Consider the following 18,130-nt stretch of genomic DNA (forward strand, 5'->3'; position numbering starts at 1 on the left):
GGTGATGAAAAAAGGGGGGCGCGTCGTCTGAAAACTCGGAGGGTTTGGACGGCTTCGGTCCTGCCGGACTCGCCGTCAGGCGGGGGAGGCCGCCATCGGCTCCGGCCCATTGGCGCCCGGGGGCTTCGAGGCCGAGGTCGGTGGCTCGAACCCGTAGGTCTCCGGCATGGCGACGAGGTAGAGGACGAACCCCGCCGCCGCGATTGCCGCCAGGACCAGGAACGCCGTCGAATAGCCCGCCGACACGATGATGAGACCGGCCAGCGTCGCCGAGAACGAGGCGCCGAGCCCCTGCGTCGTCGCGACGGCCCCCTGCGAGACGTTGAACCGTCCGGTGCCTCGGGTGAGGTCGGCGACGACGATGGGGAAGAGCGCGCCGTAGATGCCGGCACCGATCCCGTCGAGGAGTTGTACGGCGACGAGGTAGAACGGGTTGTCCGAGAAGGTGTAGAGCACGCCCCGGACGGCGAGCACGCCGAAGGCCACGAGGAAGATCGGCTTGCGCCCGATCGCATCGGCCTTGGCGCCGACGAAGACCGCCACCGGCACCATGACGAACTGTGCGGCCACGATGCAGACCGAGATGAGCGAGGTCGCGCTCTCCTTACCCGAAAGCTTGGTCAGTAACTGGCCCACCGAGGTCAGCATTGCGGCATTGGAGAGGTGGAAGATCGCGGCCAGCAGGGCGAACAGCATCAGGGTGCGGTTCTGCAGCAGGGCCTTGATCCCGGATGCCTGTTCGCCGCCCTCCCCCGCCGTCTCGTCGAGGCCGCGGGCGAGGTCGTCGTCGATGTCCTTGGCCGGCACCATCAGCATGGCCCCGACGCTCAGCACCGCCAGCACGGCCATCAGCCAGAACACCACGATGGGCCCGAAGAAATAGGCCGTCGATCCGGCGATGGCCGCCGAGACTGCGTTGCCCGCATGGTTGAAGCCCTCGTTGCGGCCGATGCGCTTGGAGAACATCTTCGGCCCCACCACGCCGAGAGTGATCGCGGCGAGCGCCGGCGGGAACACCGCCCCGGCGATGCCGGCGACGGACTGGGTCGCGGCCACCAGATAGAAATTCGTGACGAAGGGAAGGAGCAGGCAGCTTGCCGTGACAGCCAGCGCCCCGGCGATGACGATGGCGCGCTTGTGGTTGGTCCGGTCGATCAGCGCCCCGGCCGGCGTCTGCGCGATCAGCCCGGCAATGCCGGCGATCGTCATGATCATTCCGGTCGTCGCCTCGTTCCAGCCCTGGTCGGGACCGCGCACGGCGATGAGATAGATGGCAAGATAGGGGCCGAGCCCGTCACGGACGTCGGCGAGGAAGAAGTTGAGGGCATCGAGCCCGCGCAGCGTCCGCTGCGACGGGGCGCGACCCCGATCCTGGTCGGCGGCGGGCACGCTCGTCATCCGATCGATCTTTCGAAGCAGGTCATGAAGGGGACCGATCGGCGCGTGTCACTGGCTCGGGAGCCAAGGCCTCGGGTCGATCGGAGCGGCAAACCCCAGCCCGAAATGAAGGTTCCTCGGCGGGGATTGAATTCTGCGTGAGCGTCGAAGCCCCGGCACGGCAGACAAGATCAGCAGTGTATTCGGTATGTGGAATACTCGACCTCTAGACCGCGATACGCTTTTCTTTCCGGATCCCGTGGTCGTCATGGACATGGACGTCGAAGGTCTCTCCGTCCCGGATGCCGCGAATCTCGAAATGCCTCGGCTTGCGAACCAGCGGTCCTTCGACGCGGTAGCCGGCATCGCGGACGAGACGCAGCGCCGTGTCCGGATCGCCCTTGCCGTGCCCCTTTTCCGGCCGCGCGATGATGCGCACCGCGCCGTCGGCGAGGACGAGGCGGGACACCTTGATTTCGCAGGGCGTGACCTCGCCCTCGACGGTGACGGTGTCGCCAACCCTCGGCATCCCTTCCGACACCGCTTTGGGACCGAGATCGGCGAGACTCCTCGTGCCGTTCCCCTCCAGCGCGAGGCGATGGCCGAAGACGGCCCAGACGATTCCAGTGGCGGTCGCGGTCTTTGGCATTGTCGTCGATCCCGATGATGGAGAAGGCCTCAAGCCCTCCCCCGGAGGTCCGCAGGAGGGAAATGTCATCGTCAGAAGCTGCGCTTCTCGCGGATGTCGCCGTCGAACCCGACATGGAGCAGGCGCTCGCGCCCGTCCTGGCCCTTGGCCGCCATGTCGAGATGACGCGGACCGCGCCCGGTGACGCGGATGTCGGAATAGCCGGCCGCCTCGACCTTCGCGGTGAGCGCGGGTGCATCGATCTCGGGGCCGAGGCCGACCTTGTCCTTCGCCCAGTCGAGGCCACCGGGCTTCGGGCCGCGCGCCGGACCGAGCACCACCGTCTTGCCATCGGCCCGGGTGAGGAGGGTGGCGTGGAGGAAGCCGTTCTCGAAGCGGCCCTGCACCGTGATTGCCTCTCCCTTGGTGACGAGCGTGCCGCCCTCGCCCTGCTTGCCGGTCTCGACCAGGGCACGGCCGGAGCCGTCCTGCAGGATGAACTTGTTGCCGAAGATTTCCGCGACCTCGCCCTTGGCCGCGATGGCGGCGGAAGGAGCGAGCTGTGCGACGGTGACCGGCGCGACGGGAGTGAGGGTCACGCCGGAATTCTGCGCCAGGGAAAGGCCGACGGCCCCGAAGGCCAGGGGAGCGGCGATGGCGCCGACGATCCAGCCGCGGCGCGAGCGGCGTGGGGCGGCGGCGGGGCTCGGCATCTCGGTGGCGGTTCCGCCGATGGTTGTCTCGGTCGTCATGGTGTCGATGTCCTGGAAAAGCGGATCCCCTCTCGGGTTGACGCCGTTCTAGGCTCGCCCCTCCAACCCGATCTGAACCGCGCGGTTCAGCCCCGGTTAAAGCGCGGCGCGTAGGCGCCGGGGCTGCCCCTGCATCCCCAAGGATACGGATTCCGATGAAGCTCCTTCTGGTGGAGGACGATGCGGCCCTCGCCGCCGAGATCGCCAAGGCTCTCCGCGCCGAGAACTTCGCCCTCGACCACGCGGTCAACGGCGAGGACGGCCAGCATCTCGGCGAAACGGAGACCTACGACGCCGTGGTGCTCGATCTCGGCCTGCCCAAGCGCGACGGCGTCTCGGTGCTCCAAGCCTGGCGGGCCGCCGGGCGGACCGTGCCTGTGCTGATCCTCACCGCGCGGGACGGCTGGAGCGACAAGGTCGCGGGCTTCAAGGCGGGGGCGGACGATTACCTCGTGAAGCCGTTCCGGGTGGAAGAGCTCGTCATCCGCCTGCGCGCTCTGGTGCGCCGCGCCTCGGCGCACGGGGCCAACCGGATCGTGTGCGGACCTCTCACCTACGATGCCGGCCTCGGCACGTTCGAGCGGGATGGCCTGCCCCTGAAGCTGACCGGGCTCGAATGGCGGGTGCTCTCCTGCCTGATCCTGCGCAAGGACGGGGTGGTGCCCCGTGGCCAGTTGATCGAGCGGGTCTATGACGGCGACGCGGAGGTCGATTCCAATTCGGTAGAGGTCATCATCACGCGCCTGCGCCGCAAGATCGCGCCGGCCCGGATCGAGGGCGTGCGCGGCCACGGCTACCAGCTGGTGCCGGGGGAGGCGGCGTGACCCGGCCGCGACCTCCCCACGGACCGGCTCCCCACGGGCCGCCTCATGCGCATCGCGGCTCCCTGCAGCGGCGGCTGATCCTCGCCGCCCTCGTCCTCGTCACCGTGGCCCTCGTGGTGGCGGGAATCGCCATCGGCTTCATCCTGCACCGCTTCGTGCGCGGCCAGCTCGACAGCCGCCTCGACAGCCAGATCGTCGCCATCGCATCGAGCCTCGAGCGGGGCCGCGACGGCCGCCTCGCCCTCGGGCGCAACCTCGACGGCCCGCCGTTCGACCGCGACCGGTCGGGCTGGTCCTGGCAGGTCCGGCAGGGCGACACGATCCTCCGCTCCGGCTCCTTGGAAGGCCGCGACCTCACCGTCCCCGAAGACGACCGCCCGGACGGCGGGGGTCGGCACCGCGACCGTCCCCGCCCTGCGGACGCCGTCGACCCCTGGGGCAACCCGGTGATCCTGCGCATCCTCGCCCTGCCGGATGCGGCGGGGATCGGCCCGGCGACGATCGTCGCTTCCGCGCCCATGGCGGCCCTGCGCGGCCCCGTCCGTGAGGCGAGTCTCACCCTGGTGCTGATCCTCGCCGTGCTCGGCCTCTGTCTTCTCGCCGGCCTCGTCGCGCAGGTGCGCCTGGGCCTCCGACCGCTGGAACGCCTGCGCCGGGACCTCGCCGAGATTCGCGCGGGCAAGCGCGCACAGGTGCCGGAGACGCAGCCGGCGGAGATCCGCCCCCTGGTCCGCGAGGTGAACGCGCTGCTCGGCGAAAACGCGGCGAATCTCGAACGGGCACGCACCCATGTGGCCAACCTCGCCCACGGATTGAAGACGCCGCTCGCGACCCTGACCATGGCGCTGCGGGACGGGGAGCGCGATCCCGACGGCCGGCTCACGACTCTGGTTTCGGGCATGGACGGGCAGATCCGCCATCATCTGCGCCGCGCCCGCTCGGCGGCCCTGGGCGGGGCCACCCGCGAGAGGACGGCGCTGGAGGCGCCCGTGGCCGACCTCCGCTCCACCTTCGCGCGGCTCTATGCCGAGAAGGGCATCGCCTTTTCGGTGGAGGTGGCGGACGGCATCGCGGTGGCCTGCGACGGACAGGACGTCGACGAGATGCTCGGCAACCTCATCGACAATGCCTGCCGCTGGTGCCGGGCGCGGGTCCGGATCGCTGCCGCGCTCAACCAACGGGGCATCACCATCACGGTCGAGGATGACGGGCCGGGCCTCGACGCGGACGCAGCCGCCGGGGTTCTCGGGCGCGGCAAACGCCTGGACGAGACCGTGCCCGGCCACGGGTTCGGCCTGTCGATCACCACGGAACTGGCCGAACTCTATGGCGGCACGCTTCGTCTCGACCGCGGAAGCTTCCATGGTCTTCGCGCGCGGCTCGACTTGCCGAGGTAACTCGCCGAGGTAACTCGCCGACGTAACTTGCCGGCCCGGCTCGAAGCGGCAGTGTTAACCGCACGGATTCTTTAGGCTGACGGCGCACCTTGATCGGGACGGAGCGGGCGGCATATGCCCTGCTGCGAGGGGTTGTCCCGACCCGCCTGCGCCGCGAATGGGTGCCAAAATGGCACGGCAGACGCACGGGGCGGAGGAGAGGCGGCCCATTCGGGCTCGGGCGGGAGGTTCTGGATGTCTGAGATCCACCACGACGTCATCGTCATCGGAGCAGGCCTCGCCGGGACTACCGCGACCATTGCGCTCACCAGGGCCGGTTACGACGCGGCGATCATCGACACTCACGCGGTCTATCCCCCCGACTTCCGGGCGGAAAAGCTCGGCGTGCCGCAGATGGACCTGTTCGAGAAGCTCGGCTTCGGCGAACTGGCGCGGGCCGTGACGACGCCGGTGGACGAGGTCTGCGTCACGCGCTTCGGCCATCTGGTCTCGCGCCATGCCGTGCGCGAATACGGCGTCCATTACACGCCCCTCATCAACGACCTGCGCGGCGCCCTGCCCGCCTCCTCGCCCCTGGTCATCGGGCGCGTGGCGGAGATCGAGACCGGCCCGGAACGGCAGACGGTCACCCTCGCCGATGGCAGCGTGCGCACCGCGCGGCTGGTTCTCCTGGCCACCGGCCTCGGCGACGTGCTCCGGCGCAAGGTCGGTATCGGCAGGACCATGATCAGCGAGAAGCACTCCCTGTGCTTCGGCTTCGACATGGCGGCCCCGCCCTCGTCCTTCGGCTTCGAATCCCTCACCTATTACGGCGAGAGCGCGGACAATGCGGTGGCCTATGTCACGCTCTTTCCCATCGGCGCGACAATGCGGGCCAATCTCTTCGTCTACCGCGCACTCTCCGATCCCTGGGTGAAGGAGTTCCGCAAATCGCCCGAGGCGCTGATGCGGCAGGCCATGCCCGGCCTCGCCCGCCTCTGCCCGGACCTCACGGTCACGGGCCCCGTGGAGATGCGCCCCATCGACGTCGTCCAGGCGGCCGATGCGGAACGCGACGGGGTCGTGCTCCTCGGCGACGCCTTCCTGACCCCCTGTCCGATCCCCGGGACCGGGATCGGAAAGGTGCTGACCGATGTCGACCGGCTCTGCTCCGAGCATCTGCCGCGCTGGTTCGCCACCCCGGGAATGGGCAAGGACAAGATCGCCGAATTCTACGCCGACCCGATCAAGCAGACCTCCGACCGGCAATGCCTTCAGGCGAGCCTCTATGCCCGCCAGATCACGGTCGGCAGCGGTGCGGTATGGACCCTGCGGCGCCTGCGCAACCGCGTGGGCCGCTACGGCCTGCACGCCCTCCACCTGCTGCGCACGGCCTTCGCCAAGCCGCGCGGACCGGCGATCGGGCGCACCAAGACCGTCTGAGCCGGGCTATCGCCCCCTGCGCCAACGGGGGGAGCGGGCCGAGCCGTCGATGAACTCGAAGGTCGAAGTCCGGTTGAGGGTGTGGAGACGGGTGCCGGGAAAGAGCGGGCCCGAGCGCAGGATCGTCTCCACGGTCTGCGCGTAACCCTCGTCGTCGAGGCGGTCGATCCGCGCCAGCGCCAGGGCCTCGCCATAACCCAGGCGGCAATCCTGGACCGGGCGGATCAGGGCGCCGTCCCGTTCGACGATGCGTCCCGCCGGCCGCGCCGAGGCGATGTCGATGAGGACCGGATTGCGGGCGTGCGGCGTCCAGGGACCTCGGAAGTCCGGCGCCGACCAGAGATGCAGGCTGTCGTGGTAGGAGCCGAGCACCGTCCCTCCGCCGACATCGGCGGCCTGATCGCGCACCGTCGCGAACATCCACCAGCGGCCGTCCCGCTCCAGCAGGGTCGGATCGCTGGCGGTGATGCCGCTGAGCAGCGTCGCTTCCTTGACCCAGCCGCCCGGAAAGGCCGTGGCCCGGTAGAGGTCGACCGTGCCGTTGGCGCAGCTCTCCGGGATCATCCAGAACGACCCGTCGCGCTCGAACACGAACGGATAGGACAGGTGATACGGCTCCTCCAGCACGGGGACCGGCGTTCCGATGGGTCCGTTCCCATCGAAGGCCACAGCCGAGATCAGCGCCTTGCCCGTCGCGTGCGGGAAATCCTCGACGAAGAGGATGGTACGGCCCTCGTGCTCGATCCCGAACGGATCGGCGTAGAAGCGCAGGCCGTCATCCGCCAGGTCGTGCCAGCCGGACGAAGGATGCGCACGCAGGTCCACGAGATCCGGGCCGGCCAACCGACGCCAGCCGATGCGCCAATGGGGGGCGCGATAGCAGAGGTAATAGAGGCGGCGGACGACGAGCCGCGCCGCCATCTTCGCGGCGCGGGTGCCGATCGTCTTCACGGTCAGGGCGGGCGCCTCCGGCGCCACCGGGACGCCGTCCCGGAGAAGCGGCCGGGCGCCCGAAAGCGCGCCAACGATGAGCGTGATACTGCGGATCAGCCCGTCCTCGAACGCGGTGAGCATGGTGCCGCGATCCTCGGCGCCGAAGCGCCCGGAGGCGATGATCCTGCCATCCGTGGAAAGGGCCGCCACGGGGGAGCGGCCGGCGAGAAGCGCCGCGAGAAGCGCGCCCTCTCCCGCCACGCCGTCGAAGCCGAGGCGCCAGACCGGAAGGTCCGGGCCGCCCTCCGCATCGCCGCAAAGATCGAGGATGCAGGACGCGCCCGCCGTGGGCTCGGGATAAGCAGCGAATGCGCTTCCCGGGACGGGGGCGGACAGACCGCCGAGGGACAGCCGGTTCAGCAGAGCTTCGAGGCGGAACAGCAGCGCGGCATTGTCCGGCAGCCCCCCCGGTCCCGGCGAGCGGTCGACTTCCACTTCGAGCCCGGGAAGTGCTGCGAGCCGTTCCAGAAGGCGGAGATGCCAGCGGCGGGGGGCGCATCCATCCAACCTCAGTCGCAGGCGCATCGTCGTCGGTCCCCGGACAGTCGAAAGCCGAGGCCGAAAGCCACCGGATGGCGGGATCGGTCCGACGCGGGACGCCCCCTCATGTCTTCCCGTTACACCATCGCGATTGAGAAACCCTTCACTGCCCTCGGAATAAGCACCGGCGGCGGGATTACTTTAATGGTTCGCTAACCATGCCCCGCACGAAGAGGGCCGAGACCGGGGAAATCTCCGGGTGTTGGTGAATCGTCAGTAAAGTCGGATCATGCCTGTATCCGAAGGACGGGCTGTATCCCGGCCACGGCCCGAGCATCCGATGGCACAGATCGACAGACATATCGCGGCGGCGGATTGGATCGGTCGATCCAGCATCGACCGGCCGCCCTCCTCCGAGCCCGACAAGAGCGCCGAGATCGGCGATCTCTGGCGCATCCTCACCGTGCGCCGGGCCTGGGTGCTCGGAACCGCCGCGCTGCTCACCTTCATCGCGGTGGCCTACGGCTTCCTCGCACCGCCGCTCTACGCGGCCACGGCCCAGATCCTGATCGACCCGCGCGACAAGCAGATCGTCACCAACGACGTCAATCCCGTCGCCATGGCGCCGGATGGCGGTGTGATGCAGGTGGAGAGCCAGGCGCGGGTGATCGAATCGGATTCGGTCCTGACCCGCGCCGCCCGCGATGCCGGACTGCTCGACGACCCGGATTTCGGCGGCGTCGGCACCGGCTTCCTCAGCTGGACCCTGCGCACCCTCCAGGGCGAAGGCGCCGCACCCGCCACCGATGCCGCCGCCGAGGCCCGGGCCGTCCGCGCCCTGCGGCGCAGGCTCGCGGTGAAGCGCGCCGACAAGGTCTTCGTGGTGGATGTCGTGGTCACCGCGGGCAACCCGGACAAGGCGGCCAGGATCGTCAACGCCATCGCCGCCGCCTACCTCAAGGACCAGACCTCCGCCCGCGCCGACGCGGCCTCGCGGGCCTCGTCCGAGATGGCGTCGCGCCTCGACGACCTGCGCAAGCGCGTCAACGTCGCCGAGAACAAGGTCGAGACGTTCAAGGCCGAGAACGGGTTGATCACGGCGAGCGGCCAGCTCATCAGCGAGCAGCAACTGGCCGAGAGCAACAACCGCATCGTGGCCGCCCGCGCCCGCACGGCGGAGGCGCGCACCCGGCTGCAGCAGATCAAGGACGCGCGCGGGAGTACTGCGTTCGGACCGGACACGGCCCCGGAGGCGATCCAGTCCGCGGTGATCGAGCGCTTGCGCAGCCAGTATGCGGAACTCGCGAGCAAGGAAGCGGATCTGCGCACCCAGCTCGGCAACCGCCACCCCTTCATCGAGGCGGTGCGGACCCAGATGCAGGACGTCAAACGCCTGACCGAGACGGAGCTGACCCGCATCGCCCGCTCCGCCGAGACGGATTACCAGCGCGCCGTCGCCAACGAGAAAGCGCTGACCGCGAATCTCGACGAGCTGAAGCGGGGCTCCATCGTCACCGGCGAAGCCTCCGTGCGCCTGCGTGAGCTCGAACGTGAGGTGGATACCAGCCGGGCCGTCTACAGCAACTTCCTCAACCGCTCGCGCGAGATCCAGGAACAGACCGGCATCGACACCACCAATGCCCGCGTCATCAGCTGGGCCCGTCCGCCCGCCGAGCGGAGCTGGCCCCTGCGCCTCCTGCTGTTCGTCGGCGGCCTCGTCAGCGGCCTCGGCCTCGGGGCCGGCCTCGCCTTCGTGCGCGAATATCTCGATCCCACCGTCCTGTCCCGGCGCCAGATGGAGCGGCTCTCCCACACCTCCGTGGTCGCCACCTATCCGGAGTTCAAGGCGGGAAGCGAGCGTCCGGCCAGCGTCGCCGCGAGCCTGACCCTCGACCGGCTGGCCAGCGTGCGCGGCCAGATCCACCCGCCGGGCCAGGCGTTGAGCGTGCTCGTCACCTCGGCGGCCTCGGATACGGCGGACCGGCGCTCGACGATCCATCTCCTCGCGGCGGTGGCGACGGCGCGCGGCGAGCGCGTGCTCGTGGTCGAGGCGGACCTCGAAGCGACGCCGGAGGAGAACGCCTCCGGCCCCGGCCTCATCGAGGTCCTGCGCGGCGAGGTCGGGATGGCGGCGGCGGCCAAGGCGGATGCCGAGAGCGGTGCCGCGCGGATCGGCATCGGCGATCTCGCCAAGGCCTCGCGCGAGGCCCTGAGCCGGGCCAATATCGAGCAGTTCCTCGCAGCCGCCAAATCGAGCTTCGACCTCATCCTCATCGATGGCGGCGTGCTGACCGGCAACCTGCGGATCGGACCCCTCGCCGCGGCCAGCGACCGGCTGCTGATCGTGGCGAAAAACGGCGCCACGCGCCAGCGCGACCTCCTCGATATCCTCGACATCTCGGAAGTGCTCGGCCGGCCGGTCTCGGGCAGCCTGTTCGTCGATCGCTACGCGGCGGCGGCGTGACGGGCGGACCATGAGGAGCGCGGTTCATTCCCCGGCCCGAGGACGGAAGGAAGCCGGAGCGGCGTCGCGCAGCCCGATGCCGTTCGGCCTGATCGCCCTCACCGTGCTGATCCTCGGCGTGTCGGGCGGCATGTTGTGGAATGTCGGGATCAATTACGACGGGCTCACCGGCGCGGCGCCGCAGAAGATCCATCCCTCGACCTATCTGGTCATCGTCCTGTTCGGCTGGGCCGCGCTGAAGTCGGGCAACCCGGCGGGCTACCTCGTCTATGCCGTGCAGGTGCGGCCGGCAGGAATGCTGCTGGCCGCTTGCAGCATCGGGCTGTTCCTGCACATCGTCCTGCGCAGCGGCCCCGGCATGGCGGGGGCGCTGGACACGTTCCTGCTGCCGGGCCTCTTCGTCGTCCTGCTGGCCGACCGCGACGCGCTCACCTGGAGGCGCCTTGAACTGACGGTTCATGCGGTGCTGCTGGTCAACGCCCTGCTCGGCCTCACGGAATTCGCGACGAAGACCCTGTTCTTCCCATACCGGCTCGACGGTCAGGTCTTCGCAACCGATACGCGCTCGGCCGCACTTCAGGGACACCCCCTCGGCAACGCCACCCTCACGGCCTGCTACGTCCTCGCCCTCATCGGTGGCGGCGGACGCATGACCGCTCCGCAACGGCTCGCGATGATCGGGCTGCAGCTCGCCGCCCTCGTGGCCTTCGGCGGGCGCTCGGCCATGGTGGTGACGCTGATCTTCGGCGGCGGCTACGGTCTCTTCGCCCTGCACAAGGTGCTGAGCGCGGGCCGGATCCCGCTCCTGGCGGCGGCGGCGGGGATCTTCCTGTTCACCCTCGTGCCCCTCGGCATCGGCGGCCTCGCGGCCGGCGGGTTCTTCGACGCGCTGCTCAGCCGGTTCATGGCCGATGGCGGCAGCGCCAATGCCCGCGTGGAAATGCTCGACCTCGTCGCCAGCATCCCCTTCCGCGAATTGCTGGTCGGCCCGGATATGAGCCTCGTGGATTCGCTACGGCGCGTGAGCGGGCTCGAATGGGGCATCGAGAACCCCATCGTCCGGACCCTCGTCTACCAGGGCATCTTCATGACGGTGCTGCTCACCGTCGCGGTGACGCTCTACATGATCGAGCTGGTCCGCCACTGCCGCCCCGGCACGTTCCTGCCCGTCATCGCCTTCGTCATCCTGGTGAACACGTTCGAGGGGATCGGCGGCAAGACCACGCTGCTCGCCAAATTCGCCATCCTCCTCCTCGGCCTGTTCCACGCGGTCAGCGATCGTCCGCCGGGAGGCGCAGACCGAGGGCGGTGACGATGGCGGGATCGAAGCGCTTGGTTGCATCGTCCATCAGCCCCATCCCGTCGAACAGGTTCCAGAAGGCCCAGGGGAAGCCCTCGGCCTCGGCCGCCTCCCGCACGTCGCGGACGTAGCGCGCCCGGTCCTCCGCATGGGAGGCGACGTAGCGCGCATCGCTGCGCAGGGCCCCGAACTCTCCGAGGACGATATTCGCCGGCGCTATGCCGTGGCGGCGGGCCCATTCCCCAACCATGGCGAGGTGGCGGGCGAGGTAGCCCTTATCGGGCCGGGCGGCGAAATACTCGCCGAGCTTGGCCTCGGTCAGGGCGTAGGCGTCGCGCTTCGCCTCCGCCGACAGACCGGCATCACCGGCCATCCGGGTCCGCACGGCGGTGAGCGTCGACTCGAGGCTGCCGGCGGAGGCGGGCCAGGGCACCGCGTTGAGCGCGCGGTAGACCGGCTCCCGCATCCAGGGCGCCCCCTGATGGCTGAACAGGTAGGGCTCGTAATAGTGGAAGGTGAACAGCAGCGGCGCGAAGCGGGCCAGCGGCGCGGGGTCGAGGGCGGTGAGCCCGGTGATCATGCTGCCGCAGGCGCCGCAGGCCACGAGGGTCAGGCGCGGGGCGACCCGGCGGGCCTCGCCGAGGAGGTCGTCCTGGATCGTCAGCCACGATGCCGCGCCGCATCCCTGCGGCGGCTCGTTGACGGGCTCCAGCGCCAGCCGCTCCGGGGCGATCCCCTCCAGCAGTCGGGCGAGGTCGGAGACGAAGCGGCGATAGGCGGGAAACAGCGGCGCGCCGGGATCGCCGTAGAAATTCTGCGGGTTCCAGTGATGGGTCGCGCCATTGGCCTGCACGTTGACGAGGACCGCGAGATCCGCGCGCAACGCCGCCTCCACCGCGGCCCTGAGGTCGGCCATGAGACGCTCGCGCTCCTCCGGCACGGCGGCGGCGAAGGGGCCGGGATCGACGGGCAGGCGCAGGAAGTCGAACCCGGCCGCTCGCAGACGGGCGAAGTCGCGGCCGGTCGGGACGGGCCGGCCCTCCTGGAACGGCGGCGTCCCATAATCCGTGCGCGGCGCCGGGAATTCCCGCGTCAGGGAAAACCACGGCCAGGTATTGACGCCGCGCCTCAGGCGGAGCGGCGGCGTGGCGGCGGCGGCCGGGATCCGTACCGCCGTCAAAGCCGCGGCCGCGAGGATCGCCCTGCGCGTGGGGACTGGCCTCACGAAGCGCGATCTCGGCTCTGGCCTCCCATCGCCATCGGGGCCGGGGGGAGATGGGCGGACGAGGTGCCGGAGTGCTTCGACTCCTGGCCCGCCGGCGCGGCGAAGCCCCCGAGCGCCGTCGCCTCCGCCTCGTACTGCTTCAGGATCTCCGACCATTCGAAGCGGTCGGCGGCACGGGCGAGCGAGGCGACACCCGCCCGTCTCGCCGCGCCATCGTCCGCGATCAGGGTTTCGATGTGCCGCTCGCAGGCATCCGCATCGGCGAAGTAGAACTGCTCCTCGCCCGCCGTCCCCCGGTTGAACGGATTGTCGTGGGCGATCACCGCGTTGCCGGCCCACAGAGCCTCCACAAGGGACGGGTTGGTGCCGCCCACCGTATGCCCGTGCAGATAGGCCCGCGCATGGAAGCGCAGGGATCTGATCGTCTCGGATTCATAGATGGCGCCGGGAAAGAGCACCTCGTCGCTGGCCGCCTCCCTCACGGCGCGATGATAGGGATTGTTGTCGGAGAGCGTGCCGAGGACCACGAGCCGCATGCCCCGCACCTTGCGCGAGAAGGCGTCGACCATGGTGAGGATGTTGTTGTCGGGCTCGATCCGGGCGATCGAGGTCATGTACCGCCCCGGCTTCAGGCCCATGGCCTCGATGGGCCCGGTCGGCGCCGCCGAGATCGGATCGCCGCCATACGGGATGGTGGCGATGGCGGATCGCGGACGGCGCGTGGCCACATGGTCGGCGATGGCGGGATGGTCGGCCACGAGGCGGTGCGAAGACCAGGCGGCGATCCACTCATTGGTCCAAAACCAAGCGCGCACCGCCATGGACCATTTCGGCCGCTTCCACTCGATGCCGTCCATATTGGTGATGATCTTCGCGCCGGAGAGGCGCAGATACGGCAGGAAGACCGCCCCGTTATAGCCGAGGACGAGGCTGACGCCGCCCCGCCTGGCGGCATCGCGCACGCAATGCCAGTCGAAATCCAGGGTCGCCCGCGGGCCGCTGGTGGAAACGGCCACATGGATGAGCTCGACGCCTTGCCAGGTGGTCGTGCGGAAACGCTCGCTCACCGCCTCGACCTCGTCCTGGCAATAGACCGCCACATGCCAGCCGCGCTTCACGAGAAAGAGCGCGAGCTTCTCGGCGAAGGTTTCAAAGCCGCCATGGGATGCGGGAATGCCACGCGTCCCCAGGATCAGCAGAGAGGGCTTGTGCGACGGCATCCGAGTCTCCTTTAGCCCCCAACCGTCCCGCGACGGGACACGAGAAACATCTCCAGGCAACCATGCCCCATGATTACACTGGGTGAGGTTCTTGCCCGGTAACGATTGGAAACATCGTGGCATGTCATCTTGGGGCAGTTCAGGTTGGGATTAGGGTCGAGTCGGCATGCGCATCACCTGCGTCCACCAGGGATACGAACTCTACGGGTCCGACCGCAGCTTCGTTGAGAGCGTGCGGATCTTTCGCGCGGCCTATCCCGCCGCCGTCATCGACGTCGTCCTGCCCCGCACCGGCCCCATCGTGGGCGCCCTCGAAGGCGTTGCTTCGCGGATCGTCTTCGAGCCGCTCTGGATTCTCCGGCGCCGCGACCTGCCGCGCCTCGCCACCCTCGGCCTGCTCACGCTGCCGGTGGCGATGCTGCGCGCCTGGCGGCGGCTGCGCGCGAGCGACCTCGTCTACATCAACACCTCGGTGGTGGCGGATTATCTCCTGGCCGCCCGGCTCTGCCCCGGCCGTGCCATCGTGCATGTCCACGAGATCCCTCAGGGCGCCACCCTGAAGCTGCTGCGCGGGCTGATCCGCTGGAGCGGGGCCGACATCGTGTTCAACTCCCGCGCCACCGCGAAGGCCTTCTCGCTGACCTCCAAGGTCGCCATGCGGGTGGTCTATAACGGCATTGCGGGTCCCGAGACGCCACCGGCCTCGACCTATGACGGCTCGCGTCCCCTGCGCCTGCTGATGCTGGGCCGGATCAGCCGCATCAAGGGACAGGAGATCCTGGTCGAGGCGATCCGCCAGCTGCCGCCGGAGGTGCGCGCGCGGCTCGAGGTCCGGATCGTCGGCAGCGCCTTCGAGGATACGGCGCGCGAAGAGGCGCTCGGCCGCCAGATCGCCGATGCGGGGCTCGGCTCGATCATCCGCCTGTCTCCCTTCGTCGACGATCCATCCGATCTCTACCGCTGGGCCGACGTGGTCACGGTGCCGTCGCGCCTGCCGGAATCCCTCGGCCGCGTGGCGATCGAGGCCATGGCCTATGGCCGCCCCCCCGTCGTGTCCCGCATCGGCGGGCTGACGGAGGTGGTCGAGGATGGGTCGAGCGGCTGGGTCGTCACGCCCGACGATGCGCCGAGCCTCGCCTCCGCCCTGGAGCGGATCGTGATCGATCCGGTTTCCTGGCAGGAGTTTCCAGCGGCCGCCCGCGCTCGCTACGCGGCTCTGTTCGGAGAAGCCGCCGCAGCGGAAGGGCTGGTGGCGATGATCCGTGCCCGCATCGGCGGTCGCGCGGGCGTCGATGCCAGCGCCGTCGCGGCGAGTTGAATCGTCATGCACGGTCTGAACCGCCTCGCGCGCCGCTTCATCCTCATGCTGGGGGGCGAAGTCACCCAGAGCGCCTTCCATTTCGGGATCAACATCGTCCTCGCGCGAAGCCTGAGCCCGCACGATTACGGGCGCTTCGCCATCCTCTTCCTCGTGGGAGGGCTGGCGCTCACCTACATCCGGTCGCTGGCCGGGGTACCGGCCACCATCGCGATTCCGCCGCGCGCCGGACGACGCGCGGCGCGCGGGTTCGACGTGACCTTCGGTACGGTGGCGGTCATCCTCTCCGCGACGATCGGGGCCGGGGTCTGCGCGGCGCTGATGGCGACCTCGGACATCAACGCCCTCGCGGGGAGCCTTTTCGTCGGCCTCTGGTCGCTCCGCAGCTATCTCCGCCTCGCGCTCTTCGCCAAGCACCGGCCGGCGATCTCGGGGCTGGGAGACGTGGTCTTCGCCCTCTCGGGCACCGCCTTCACCGTGGCGATGATCCATTTCCAGGGCGCGCCCGGCCTCGACGAGACCCTGTTCGCCCTGGCCTGCGCCAACGGCCTCGGCATCGTCGCATCGCTGGCCCTGCTGCGGGAACCGATCCGGCTCAGCCTCGGCCGCTCGGTGCGCCGCCGCTACGGGGCCATGATCCCGACCCTGTCGTGGTCGCTGGTCAACGTCACCACCGCCAACGTCCAGGGCCAGGGGCAGAGCCTTCTCGTGGCCGCCATCGCGGGGCCGGCCGCCTATGCGCCGATGGCCGCCACCTTCGTGCTGTTCTCCCCCCTGCGGCTCTCGGCATCCGCCCTCATCAACATGGTCCAGCCCGAGGTGGCGGGCCATCTCGCCCGGGGCGAATTCACCCTCGCCCGCCGCTTCGCCTTCATCTGCTCCGGCCTCCTCGGGCTCGGCTGCATCGCCTACGGCGCCATCATCCTCTGGGCGCTCGAACTCATCGAGCACAAGCTGTTCGCCGGCCAGTTCACGGCGGCGCCGATGACGCTGATCGCGGTGGCGGCCTGGGCCATCGTCACGGTCTCGCTCATCCACGCGCCGATGCGGGTGCTGATGGAGACGATGCAGGACTTCCGTCCCCTCTCGGTCATCGCGGGCGTGAGCGTGGGAATCGGCGCCGTCGCCGTGATCGGCCTGCTGCTGGTGGCTCAGCCGGCCTGGTCGCTCTTCGGCGTCCTGTGTTCGGAAGTCGTGGTCCTGGCGGGTTGCCTGTGGATGCTGAAGCCCTGGCGCTCCGTCCTGCCTCGGATGCGGTCCGACCTCGGCCGCGATACCGAGGCGGGGGCCGGCCGATGACCCGCCTCCCCTTCCGCGAGGCTCCTCGCACCATCCATCCCGACACGTCGGATGCGCGCGCGGGTGTGTCTCGCCGCGCTGCGACAGCCAGGACATCCCAGTCATGAGCGTGATCCAAGACGTCCCCGCACCGACGCGCCCCACCTCCCTCGGCGGTTACCAGGCGCGCCTCCACACGACGATGGCGACGGTCGCCCATCTCTGGAGCAGGCTCGAATCCGATGGCACCGCCACGGCCTATCAGCGCCTCGACTGGGCGACGGCCGTCGTCGAGCGCCTGGGCACCGCCTCCAAGGCCGAGCCGGTCATCGTCGAGGTGACCGACGCCAACGGGCGTTCGGTCATGCTGGTGCCGCTGGCACGTCTGCGCCTTCGCGGCTACCGGACGATCACCTGGCTCGATCTCGGCGTCTGCGACTATGCGGCACCGATCCTCGCCCCCGGCATCGACCTCTCCGCCGACGAGATGGCCCAGGCCTGGAGGGCGATCCGCGACGTGCTCCCCAGGGCCGACCTGATCCAGATCAGCCGGATTCCCGACGACGTGACCGGCCGGCCGAATCCCTTCGCCACCCTGCCCGGCTGCAGCCGGATGGACATGCAGGCCTCGGGCGTCGCCATCGAGGGCGACGCCGAGACGCTGCTCGCGCGCCTGTGCCGTCCCAGCACCCTGAAGGACATGGCCAAGCTGCGCCGGCGACTGGAGCGGGCGGGCACCGTCACCTTCGTGGAGGCGCGAAGCGCCGAGGAGATCGACCGGATCTTCGATGCGCTGGTGGAGCAGCGCCGCTCGCGCTTCGCCGAGATCGGCCGGTTCAACCTGCTCTCGCGGCCCGATGTGGAGGCGTTCTACCGTGAGGGCGCCCATCGGGGCCTCGTCGGCGGACCGGTCCGCCTGTTCGGACTGGCGGTCGATGGGGAATGGATCGCCTGCGCCTACGGCCTCGTCCATGGCGGGACCTTCCATGGCATCCTGCTGACCATGGCGGGAGAGGCCTGGCGCAACACCTCGCCGGGCCTCCACATCGTCGCCGAAACCCTGCGCTGGGCCCGCGCCGAGGGACTCGGCTATTTCGATTTCACCGTCGGCGTGATGCCCTACAAATCCGATTTCGGCGTCCAGACCCGTGACCTGAGCGAGCTCTACGAGGTCGTGACCCTGCGCGGCCGCCTGGTGAAACACGCGATCGCGGGAGCCGAGGCCTCGAAGGTCTGGCTGCGCAGCCATCCGGAATGGTTCGCCCGCGCGCAGAAGGCGCGCCGGTGGCTGCGGCGCAAGGTGGCCTGAAACTGCCGCTCCAAGCGCCGGTTGGCCTCCCCGTCCGATGATGCTAGGGAAACGCTTGGTGAGTCTCCGTAGCTCAGCTGGACAGAGCACAGGTTTCCTAAACTTCAATTGGGCGTCGCGAGGGGAAACCACGCGGCGGATCC

General features: G+C 69.5%; 14 protein-coding genes. 8 read left to right on the forward strand and 6 right to left on the reverse strand.

The annotated features are described in order from the left end of the window. Positions 1-75: 75 nt before the first annotated feature. The 3 genes from ASF08_RS17535 to ASF08_RS17545 form a co-directional block, all read right to left on the reverse strand. Entirely contained in the window at positions 76-1,398 is a 1,323-nt protein-coding gene (locus ASF08_RS17535; protein ID WP_056147738.1) for an MFS transporter, read from the reverse strand. Positions 1,399-1,603: 205 nt separating this feature from the next. Beyond that, a complete protein-coding gene (locus ASF08_RS17540; RefSeq protein ID WP_056147741.1) occupies positions 1,604-2,026 on the reverse strand; it encodes a hypothetical protein in 423 nt (140 codons plus the stop codon). A 71-nt stretch (positions 2,027-2,097) separates the two neighbouring features. Next, on the reverse strand, positions 2,098-2,757 hold the full coding sequence (locus ASF08_RS17545) for a hypothetical protein (RefSeq protein ID WP_056147744.1): 660 nt from the start codon (positions 2,755-2,757) through the stop codon (positions 2,098-2,100). Positions 2,758-2,912: 155 nt separating this feature from the next. Between ASF08_RS17545 and ASF08_RS17550 the strand changes: the two genes are divergently transcribed. The 3 genes from ASF08_RS17550 to ASF08_RS17560 all read left to right on the forward strand — a co-directional run bounded on the left by ASF08_RS17550 (position 2,913) and on the right by ASF08_RS17560 (position 6,400). Then, positions 2,913-3,581, forward strand: coding sequence for a response regulator (locus ASF08_RS17550; RefSeq protein WP_056147747.1), 669 nt, complete (start codon positions 2,913-2,915; stop codon positions 3,579-3,581). Continuing rightward, positions 3,578-4,978 (forward strand): ATP-binding protein, encoded by a 1,401-nt coding sequence (locus tag ASF08_RS17555; protein ID WP_056147750.1) that lies wholly within the window; start codon positions 3,578-3,580, stop codon positions 4,976-4,978. The genes ASF08_RS17550 and ASF08_RS17555 overlap by 4 nt, the downstream gene beginning before the upstream one ends. A gap of 234 nt (positions 4,979-5,212) precedes the next feature. Beyond that, positions 5,213-6,400 (forward strand): FAD-dependent oxidoreductase, encoded by a 1,188-nt coding sequence (locus ASF08_RS17560; RefSeq protein WP_056147753.1) that lies wholly within the window; start codon positions 5,213-5,215, stop codon positions 6,398-6,400. Between the two features lie 6 nt (positions 6,401-6,406). On the opposite strand, the gene ASF08_RS17565 is transcribed toward ASF08_RS17560, so the two are convergent. Beyond that, positions 6,407-7,918: a glucosamine inositolphosphorylceramide transferase family protein gene (locus tag ASF08_RS17565; RefSeq protein ID WP_056147756.1), complete on the reverse strand. Its 1,512-nt coding sequence runs from the start codon at positions 7,916-7,918 to the stop codon at positions 6,407-6,409. A 295-nt stretch (positions 7,919-8,213) separates the two neighbouring features. Here ASF08_RS17565 and ASF08_RS17570 point away from each other — a divergent pair, with 295 nt between their 5' ends. Then, positions 8,214-10,337, forward strand: coding sequence for a GumC family protein (locus ASF08_RS17570; protein WP_056147760.1), 2,124 nt, complete (start codon positions 8,214-8,216; stop codon positions 10,335-10,337). 76 nt (positions 10,338-10,413) lie between these two features. After that, a complete protein-coding gene (locus tag ASF08_RS17575) occupies positions 10,414-11,649 on the forward strand; it encodes a VpsF family polysaccharide biosynthesis protein (protein ID WP_056147761.1) in 1,236 nt (411 codons plus the stop codon). On the opposite strand, the gene ASF08_RS17580 is transcribed toward ASF08_RS17575, so the two are convergent. Further along, positions 11,609-12,817: a glycoside hydrolase family 5 protein gene (locus tag ASF08_RS17580; protein ID WP_056147766.1), complete on the reverse strand. Its 1,209-nt coding sequence runs from the start codon at positions 12,815-12,817 to the stop codon at positions 11,609-11,611. The two genes, ASF08_RS17575 and ASF08_RS17580, sit on opposite strands and share 41 nt — an antisense overlap. A gap of 41 nt (positions 12,818-12,858) precedes the next feature. Then, positions 12,859-14,082, reverse strand: coding sequence for a DUF1972 domain-containing protein (locus ASF08_RS17585; protein ID WP_056147771.1), 1,224 nt, complete (start codon positions 14,080-14,082; stop codon positions 12,859-12,861). A gap of 166 nt (positions 14,083-14,248) precedes the next feature. Here ASF08_RS17585 and ASF08_RS17590 point away from each other — a divergent pair, with 166 nt between their 5' ends. The 3 genes from ASF08_RS17590 to ASF08_RS17600 all read left to right on the forward strand — a co-directional run bounded on the left by ASF08_RS17590 (position 14,249) and on the right by ASF08_RS17600 (position 17,987). Beyond that, on the forward strand, positions 14,249-15,400 hold the full coding sequence (locus ASF08_RS17590) for a glycosyltransferase (protein ID WP_056147774.1): 1,152 nt from the start codon (positions 14,249-14,251) through the stop codon (positions 15,398-15,400). A gap of 6 nt (positions 15,401-15,406) precedes the next feature. After that, positions 15,407-16,699, forward strand: coding sequence for a hypothetical protein (locus ASF08_RS17595; protein ID WP_056147777.1), 1,293 nt, complete (start codon positions 15,407-15,409; stop codon positions 16,697-16,699). A gap of 103 nt (positions 16,700-16,802) precedes the next feature. Beyond that, entirely contained in the window at positions 16,803-17,987 is a 1,185-nt protein-coding gene (locus ASF08_RS17600) for a GNAT family N-acetyltransferase (protein WP_056147781.1), read from the forward strand. The last annotated feature ends 143 nt before the right edge of the window (positions 17,988-18,130 follow it).

The organism is Methylobacterium sp. Leaf85, from assembly GCF_001422125.1.
Classification (GTDB): Bacteria; Pseudomonadota; Alphaproteobacteria; order Rhizobiales; family Beijerinckiaceae; genus Methylobacterium; species Methylobacterium bullatum.

Bases quoted from the DNA above. Each gene is read 5' to 3' on its own strand.
- ASF08_RS17535 (WP_056147738.1), bottom strand. From the start codon at position 1,398: ATGACGAGCGTGCCCGCCGCCGACCAGGATCGGGGTCGCGCCCCGTCG.
- ASF08_RS17540 (WP_056147741.1), bottom strand. From the start codon at position 2,026: ATGCCAAAGACCGCGACCGCCACTGGAATCGTCTGGGCCGTCTTCGGC.
- ASF08_RS17545 (WP_056147744.1), bottom strand. From the start codon at position 2,757: ATGACGACCGAGACAACCATCGGCGGAACCGCCACCGAGATGCCGAGC.
- ASF08_RS17550 (WP_056147747.1), top strand. From the start codon at position 2,913: ATGAAGCTCCTTCTGGTGGAGGACGATGCGGCCCTCGCCGCCGAGATC.
- ASF08_RS17560 (WP_056147753.1), top strand. From the start codon at position 5,213: ATGTCTGAGATCCACCACGACGTCATCGTCATCGGAGCAGGCCTCGCC.
- ASF08_RS17565 (WP_056147756.1), bottom strand. From the start codon at position 7,918: ATGCGCCTGCGACTGAGGTTGGATGGATGCGCCCCCCGCCGCTGGCAT.
- ASF08_RS17570 (WP_056147760.1), top strand. From the start codon at position 8,214: ATGGCACAGATCGACAGACATATCGCGGCGGCGGATTGGATCGGTCGA.
- ASF08_RS17575 (WP_056147761.1), top strand. From the start codon at position 10,414: ATGCCGTTCGGCCTGATCGCCCTCACCGTGCTGATCCTCGGCGTGTCG.
- ASF08_RS17585 (WP_056147771.1), bottom strand. From the start codon at position 14,082: ATGCCGTCGCACAAGCCCTCTCTGCTGATCCTGGGGACGCGTGGCATT.
- ASF08_RS17590 (WP_056147774.1), top strand. From the start codon at position 14,249: ATGCGCATCACCTGCGTCCACCAGGGATACGAACTCTACGGGTCCGAC.
- ASF08_RS17595 (WP_056147777.1), top strand. From the start codon at position 15,407: ATGCACGGTCTGAACCGCCTCGCGCGCCGCTTCATCCTCATGCTGGGG.
- ASF08_RS17600 (WP_056147781.1), top strand. From the start codon at position 16,803: ATGAGCGTGATCCAAGACGTCCCCGCACCGACGCGCCCCACCTCCCTC.